At 66.5% G+C, this 4,190-nt stretch carries 1 protein-coding gene; it reads left to right on the top strand.

Translation table 11 applies throughout. The features are described 5' to 3' along the window. Positions 1 to 4,190 (top strand): amino acid adenylation domain-containing protein (locus AB6807_RS39245; RefSeq protein WP_371088793.1); only part of this gene is annotated, 4,190 nt, incomplete at both ends.

Raw genomic sequence — 4,190 nt, 5'->3', positions numbered from 1 at the left:
CCGACAGAAACGACGATCCACGTCACCCAGTGGACGTGCCGCGACGACGGCAGCACGCAAGTACCCATCGGCAGGCCCATCAGCGAGACGCAGGCGTACGTGCTGGACGCGAGCCTCAATGAAGTGCCGGCCGGCGTCGCTGGAGAGCTGTATTTAGGCGGCGTCAACCTTGCACGCGGCTACCTGAAGCGGGCGGGCCTTACTGCTGAGCGGTTTGTAGCGGCCAACGATGGACAACGCCTGTACCGCACGGGCGATCTGGTCCGCTGGAACAACGAGGGCCAGCTGGAGTACCTGGGCCGCATCGACCACCAGGTGAAGGTGCGGGGCTTCCGTATCGAGCTGGGCGAAATCGAAGCCCAACTCCAAGCCCAGCCTGAAGTGCGAGAAGCAATCGTCGTGGCGAACGAAGCAAGGCTCGTCGGTTACGTCTCGGGCAACAACATCGACACGGCAGCACTGAGAGAACGCCTGGGCGAAGCGCTGCCCGACTACATGGTCCCCAGCGTCATCATGGTCCTAGACGCGCTCCCGCTGAACGCCAACGGCAAGGTAGACCGCAAGGCGCTCCCCGCACCGGAGTTCACGAGTGACAAAGCGTACGAAGCGCCAGAAGGCGAAGTCGAGCAAGCGCTTGCAACCATCTGGGCCGAGGTACTGAACGTGCCCCGCGTAGGCCGCACCGACAACTTCTTCGAACTCGGCGGCGACTCCATCCTCAGCCTCAAGGTCACCGCGCGCGCGGCGCGCGCCGGCGTGCACCTCACGCCTCGCCAGATGTTCGAGCGCCAGAGCGTGGCGCGCATCGCGCATGCGCTGCAGGCCGGCCGGCCCGCAGACACGCAGGCGATCGAGCCGCTGAGCGCAGCGCGGCGCGCGGGCAAGCTCGCGCTGTCGCATGCGCAGATGCGCCAGTGGTTCCTGTGGCAGCTCGATCCGTCGAGCACTGCGTACCACATCAGCGGCGCGCTGAAGCTCGCGGGCCAGCTCGACGCGCAGGCCGTGAGCGCGAGCTTCGACGCGCTGGTGAAGCGCCACGAGTCGCTGCGCACCGTGTTCCGAGCCGACGCGCAAGGCCTGGCCGAGCAGGTCGTGCAACAGGTCGGCGCGCTCGACATGACAACGCTCGACCTGGCCGCATGGGGCACCGAGGCCGAGCGCGAAAAGCGCAGTCGCGAGGAAGCGCTGCGCCTGAGCCATACGCCGTTCGACCTGGGCGCGGGCCCGCTGCTGCGCATCGGCCTCATCCGCCTCGCACCCGACGAACACCTGCTCGTCGTGGTGATGCACCACATCGTGTCGGACGGCTGGTCGATGCAGGTGCTCGTCGACGAATTCGTGACGCAGTACCGCGCGCGCACTCATGACAACCAAGCCGACCAAGCTACGGCAGCGGCGTCGCTGCCACCGCTGCCGGTCCAGTACGTCGACTACGCCGCATGGCAACGCGACTGGCTCGAGGCCGGCGAACGCGAACGCCAGCTGGCGTACTGGACCCGGCACCTCGGCACCAGCCAACCCGTGTTGCAGCTGCCCACCGACCACGCCCGCAAGCCCGATGGCCGGTACAGCGCCGTGCGACATGGCTTCGAGTTGCCGCGCGACCTGGTGCAGCGTCTGCAAAGGCGCCTGCAGGGCCAGGGCGCGACGCTGTTCATGGGCCTGCTCGCCGGCTTCCAGGTGCTGCTGAGCCGCTACACCGGCGAGCCCGACATCCGCCTGGGCGTACCGGTGGCCAACCGCCACCGCGCCGAGACCGAGGGCGTTATCGGCTTCTTCGTCAACACGCAGGTGCTGCGCAACGTGCTCGACGAGCGCGAGAGCCTGGCGCGCGTGCTGTCCCGCGCGAAAGAAGCGGCCCTGGGCGCGCAGGCGCACCAGGACCTGCCGTTCGAGCAACTGGTGGAGGCGCTACAGCCTGAGCGCAGCCTGGGCACGAGCCCGCTGTTCCAGGTGATGTTCAACCACCAGCGTGGCGACCTGAAGGCGCTGCAGAAGCTGCCCGGCATCACGCTGACCGAGTGCGACCTGGGCGCGCAGGCGGCGCAGTTCGAGCTGACGCTGGAGACCAGCGAGAGCGATGACGGGCGGGTGCGGGCGAGCTTCAGCTATGCGCAGGAGCTGTTTGCGCCGAGCACCATCGAGCGGATGGCGGGGCACTACCTGGCGGTGCTGCACGCGCTGGCCGACCGGCCACAGCAGGCGGTGGGCGATGTAGCGATGCTTGGGGTGTCCGAGCGGGAAGCGCTGCAGGCGTGGAGCGAAAACCCGCAGCGCTTCGGCGATTCGGAGCCTGTGCATCGGTTGATCGAGCGCCAGGCGCGGGCTCGTCCCGACTCGGTGGCGCTGGTCTTTGGTGACGAGACCCTGAGCTACGGCGAACTCAACGCACGTGCCAACCGGGTTGCACATCGCCTGATCGCCCTGGGCGTGGGCCCCGAGGTTCTGGTCGGCATCGCGACGGAGCGCTCCATCGAGATGGTGGTGGGCATCCTGGCGATCGTGAAGGCCGGTGGGGCTTATGTGCCGCTGGACCCCGAGTACCCGGCAGACCGCCTGGCCTACATGGTCCAGGACAGCGGCATCACCATGCTGCTGACCCAGAGCCACCTGCGCGCGCTGGTGCCCGTTGCCGGGCTGTCCCAGGTGCTCGACCTGGACACGCTGGACACCTCGGCCGAGTCCGACACCGATCCGCGGGTCGATCTGCACGGCGATAACCTCGCCTACGTCATCTACACCTCGGGCTCCACCGGACGTCCCAAGGGCGCAGCCAACCGCCACCGCTCGCTGTTCAACCGGCTGGCGTGGATGCAGGAGGCCTATCGGCTGGGTGAAGCAGACACGGTGCTGCAGAAGACCCCGTTCAGCTTCGATGTGTCGGTGTGGGAGTTCTTCTGGCCATTGATGCAGGGCGCCAGGCTGGTCGTCGCCAACCCGGGCGATCACCGTGACCCGGCACGGCTGGTGGAGTTGATCCGCCATCACGAGGTCGACACCTTGCACTTCGTGCCCTCGATGCTTCAGGCGTTCCTGGCTTACGAGGGAGCCAAGGCGTGCACGAGCCTCAAGCGCATCGTGTGCAGTGGCGAGGCCTTGCCGGCGGAAGCCCGGGACAAGGTGTTCGCTCGGCTGCCGCAGGCCAGGCTCTACAACCTCTACGGCCCGACAGAAGCCGCCATCGACGTGACGCACTGGACGTGCCGCGACGATGGCAGCAGCCAGGTACCTATCGGCAGCCCGATCAGCGAGACACAGGCGTACGTGCTGGACGCGAGCCTGAACGAAGTGCCTGCCGGAGTCGCTGGAGAGCTGTATTTAGGCGGCGTCAACCTTGCACGCGGCTACCTGAAGCGGGCAGGCCTTACTGCTGAGCGGTTTGTGGCGGCCAGCAATGGACAGCGGCTGTACAGAACAGGCGACCTGGTCCGCTGGAACAACGAGGGCCAGCTGGAGTACCTCGGCCGCATCGACCACCAGGTGAAGGTGCGGGGCTTCCGCATCGAGTTGGGAGAGATCGAAGCCCAGCTCCAAGCCCAGCCCGAAGTTAGAGAAGCGGTCGTCGTGGCGAACGAAGGCCCGGCCGGTGCAAGGCTTGTTGGTTACGTCTCGGGCACCAACATCGACACGGCAGACCTAAGAGAACGCCTCGGCGAAGCGCTGCCGGACTACATGGTCCCCAGCGTGCTCATGGTCCTCGACGCACTCCCGTTGAACGCCAACGGCAAGGTAGACCGCAAGGCGTTGCCTTCGCCGGAGTTCACCAGCGACAAGGCCTACGAAGCACCTGAAGGCGAAGTCGAGCAAGCGCTTGCAACCATCTGGGCCGAGGTACTGAACGTGTCCCGCGTGGGCCGCACCGACAATTTCTTCGAACTGGGCGGTCACTCATTGCTGGCGCTTCGTTTGCTGGAAAGCGTGCGCGCGAAGGGATGGACCGTTCAGGTGCGAACGTTGTTCCAGCACCCGCAACTCGAAGCTTTCGCCCAAGCTCTGCTCCAAGAGCAGGGGCGCGTCGAAGTGGTCGTGCCGCCGAACGGAATACCAGACGGTTGCGAAGCCATCGAGCCAGGCATGCTGCCATTGATCGATCTTGACGCTGCCCAGATCGCGCGCATCGAATCCGCTGTCCCCGGCGGCGCCTCGAACATCCAGGACATCTATCCGCTGGCCCCATTGCAAGAGGGCAT

The organism is Variovorax sp. RCC_210, from assembly GCF_041355175.1.
Lineage (GTDB): Bacteria > Pseudomonadota > Gammaproteobacteria > Burkholderiales > Burkholderiaceae_C > Variovorax.
The sequence above is the reverse complement of the archived record's forward strand: the minus strand, read 5'-3'. Positions and strand labels throughout refer to the sequence as shown.